At 46.0% G+C, this 3696-nt stretch carries 2 protein-coding genes and 1 pseudogene; 2 read left to right on the forward strand and 1 reads right to left on the reverse strand.

Features of this window, described 5'->3' with window-relative positions; all coding sequences use genetic code 11:
* Positions 1-91 precede the first annotated feature (91 nt).
* Positions 92-535, reverse strand: a complete 444-nt coding sequence (locus LC574_RS30905) for a DUF29 domain-containing protein (protein ID WP_229457404.1) — start codon at positions 533-535, stop codon at positions 92-94.
* A gap of 58 nt (positions 536-593) precedes the next feature.
* Here LC574_RS30905 and LC574_RS30910 point away from each other — a divergent pair, with 58 nt between their 5' ends.
* Together LC574_RS30910 and LC574_RS39325 are read left to right on the forward strand one after the other, a co-directional pair.
* Positions 594-3251, forward strand: a complete 2658-nt coding sequence (locus LC574_RS30910) for a glucosidase (protein ID WP_229457405.1) — start codon at positions 594-596, stop codon at positions 3249-3251.
* A 170-nt stretch (positions 3252-3421) separates the two neighbouring features.
* Positions 3422-3502 (forward strand): annotated as a pseudogene (locus tag LC574_RS39325) (IS1 family transposase); the annotation flags it as partial.
* Positions 3503-3696 lie beyond the last annotated feature (194 nt).

Consider the following 3696-nt stretch of genomic DNA (forward strand, 5'->3'; position numbering starts at 1 on the left):
TAAAAGCGATAGTTTTGAGTAAATTCTTTAATTAGAAGAAATATGACCGCAGAAGAACAACGCTTGCAAGAAGACCGCGATCGCATTGCTGTTAATCCGGGTAAAATCCTGAATTTAACACCTCATCTAAGGTGTACTCACAGCTTTCGGGCAAATAGTCCTCATCCAATCCAGTTTCGTTTGCCGCAGACAGCACCGCAATTTCATAAGCATCTGCTAACTTCTGCTCAATTTCATGCCTCAAGCTAGGGCTATCTTCTAACAACAATGAAATCCGTTTACGCTGCTCTTTTATGGTTCGTTCCCAACTTTTTGATCGTTTTTCTGATTGATACTGCCATTTCAACAGGTGCGCCAGTAGCACAGCAAAGCGATTGATCAACTGTCGTTTATCGCTCCTTGCCATGCCTTCCAATTCCTCAGCAATCTGCTCTAGATCGAGTTCTGAAAATTGTCTTCGCCGCAATAGTTCAGCACTTTTATACAACCAGGCATAAAAATCTCCTTTGTAGGTAGCATTAGTTTGATGGTTCATATCTAAACCTAGCCTGCTATTTCAAGGGTAAAGTCTTTACATTAGAAACTCCTCAATTATGACTGCTGAAGAACAACGATTACAAGAAGACCGAGAACACAAAGCTTACTGGCGACGCTGGGGATCGTATTTGAGTGAGCGGCAATGGGGTACTGTGCGCGAAGACTACAGCCACGATGGGTCAGCTTGGGACTACTTTCCCCATGACCATGCTAGATCGCGTGCTTATCGTTGGGGTGAAGATGGCATTGCCGGAATTTCTGACAATCATCAGCGATTGTGTTTTGCGATCGCTCTATGGAACGAGCAAGACCCGATCCTCAAAGAGCGGATGTTTGGTTTAACGAGCAACGAAGGTAATCACGGCGAAGATGTTAAAGAATACTACTTTTTTCTTGACAATACGCCAACTCATGCATACATGAAATTCTTGTACAAATATCCGCAGCAAGCATTTCCCTATACTCAACTAGTCGAAGAGAACCGTCGCCGCAGCAAGCAGGAGGCGGAATTTGAATTGATTGACACGGGTGTATTTGCCGAAGACCGCTACTTTGATGTGTTCGTTGAGTACGCCAAAGCCTCTGCTGAAGATATATTAATTCAAATCACGATCGCCAATCGCGGTTCCCAAGCCAAGCCATTGCGTCTGCTGCCGTCGCTTTGGTTTCGCAATACTTGGTCATGGGATGGAAAAAGTAAAAAACCAATACTGAAGGTGCTGAAATCTGCTTCTGATTTCAGCATCATTGAAGCGTCCCATCCTGATATGAGCAATTATTGGCTCTACTGTCAAGGTGCAGCAGAACTTTTGTTTACTGAGAATGAAACGAATTTTCAGCGGCTGTATGGTGTGGAAAATACCTCACCTTACGTTAAAGATGGCTTTCATGAGTATGCGATCCACAATCGCACGGATGCAGTGAATCCGAACCGCATTGGCACGAAGTTTGCTGCTGACTACAAATTGATGATTCCACCCGGTGCAACGCACACAGTACGCTTGCGGCTGGCGAATTCGTCTGGTATTGCCGATCCGTTTGGCGATGAGTTCGAGCAAATTTTAAGCGATCGCATCAAAGAAGCCGACGAATTCTATCAGCGGATTACGCCATTTCAACTATCCGACGACGAGCGGATCATCCAAAGGCAGGCGTTTGCCGGAATGCTGTGGAGCAAACAGTTTTATCTGTATGTGATCGAGGATTGGCTCAAAGGCGACCCTACTACTCCGACTCCCCCCGATTCGCGTCGCAGTGTTCGCAACACAGATTGGGTGCATCTGTATGTTGATGATGTTCTTTCCATGCCCGATACCTGGGAGTATCCTTGGTTTGCCGCTTGGGATTTGGCATTCCACATGATTCCATTGGCAATGATTGACCCAGATTTTGCCAAGCGACAACTGCAACGCCTGACACGGGAATGGTACATGCATCCTAACGGGCAGTTGCCTGCCTACGAGTGGGAACTGAGCGATGTCAATCCACCCGTACATGCATGGGCAACGTGGCAAGTCTATCAAATCGAGCAGAAATTCTACGGACACGCTGACAAACGATTTCTCGAAGGAGTATTTCAAAAGCTGCTGCTCAACTTTACTTGGTGGATTAACCGCAAAGATGCCGAGGGTAAAAATATTTTTCAGGGCGGCTTTTTGGGCATGGACAACATTGGCGTGTTCGATCGCAGTGCCCCCTTACCGACAGGTGGCGATTTAGAGCAGGCAGACGGCACAAGCTGGATGGCAATGTTTTGCATGAACATGCTGACAATTGCCCTAGAACTGGCGATGGATGAACCCATCTACGAAGATATTGCCAGTAAATTCTTCGAGCATTTTCTGCGAATTGCCGATGCTATGAATGGGATTGGTAAGGATGAACTTGTCCTCTGGGATGAGGAGGACGGGTTCTTCTACGATGCACTGCACTTCCCAGATGGACATCATTGTCCCATGAAAGTGCGATCGATGGTTGGTTTGGTGCCTTTGTTTGCGATCGGAACCCTGGAACCCGAAATCCTCAAAAAACTCAGCGGATTCCGCAAGCGAACCGAGTGGTTTATTGAAAATCGCCCAGATCTGACAACAGGAATTGCCTGTATGCATACCACAGGCGAACACCAGCGCCGTTTACTGGCAATCTTAGACGGCAAGAAGCTAAAGCGCATCTTAGAGCGGATGTTAGATGAGCGCGAGTTTTTAAGTCCGTATGGCATTCGCTCTGTATCAAAATTTCATGCCGCTCATCCCTTCATCATGCACGTCAATGATCGGGAGTATCAGGTGGACTACGAACCGGCTGAATCCACAAACAACTTATTTGGTGGCAATTCTAACTGGCGTGGCCCAATTTGGTTTCCGATGAATTATCTGCTTATCGAAGCCCTATACCACTTTCATCAATACTTAGGAGATGACTACAAAGTAGAATGCCCGACTAATTCTGGACAATGGATGACGCTGAGGGAAGTGGCGATTGATTTGTCAAAACGACTTGGACGGATTTTTCAACAAAATGGTAGTGATCGCCGACCTGTCTACGGTGCTGTCGAGATTTTTCAGAAGAATCCCCATTGGCGAAATTTACTCACATTTAATGAGTACTTTCATGGCGACAATGGCGCTGGCTTAGGAGCTAGCCACCAAACTGGCTGGACAGGAGTGATTGCAGAACTAATTTATCGGTGCGGTAAAAGCCTAGTTCTCGACTAGAATATGTCTGCAAAGCACGGTAATATAGCCCTCTTTCATCGCCAGTGCGATCGCGCGTAGGCTACCTCAAAATGTTCCTCAACTACATTGCCCTCTTGGTTGACGCTGAGGGTCAAAACAATTCAAAATTCGGCGTTGCATAATAAAGGGATGAATTGAGGTGTTCTACTGTGCAATGTCCATACTGTGGGTCTACTGAGATTAGAAAAAATGGTAAACGAAGAGGTAAACAAAATCACATTTGTATAAAAGCGATTAGCGGTTAGCGAGCTTGCGATTAGTTTTAAACAAGCCGCCCAATATGAGCGGGGTATTAACTATTAGCTATTAGCTATTAGCCATTAGCCATTAGCTAACAGCTAACCGCTAACAGCTAACAGCGGGGTATTAACCTCCCCAAGATTAATTTTTCGCCCACGAGGGGCGAGGCATGTACCGGGTTAAT

It is taken from the genome of Nostoc sp. CHAB 5715, from assembly GCF_020829685.1.
Taxonomy (GTDB): Bacteria; Cyanobacteriota; Cyanobacteriia; order Cyanobacteriales; family Nostocaceae; genus Nostoc.

Coding starts and splice junctions, on each gene's coding strand:
- LC574_RS30905 (WP_229457404.1), bottom strand. CDS start 535: ATGAACCATCAAACTAATGCTACCTACAAAGGAGATTTTTATGCCTGG.
- LC574_RS30910 (WP_229457405.1), top strand. CDS start 594: ATGACTGCTGAAGAACAACGATTACAAGAAGACCGAGAACACAAAGCT.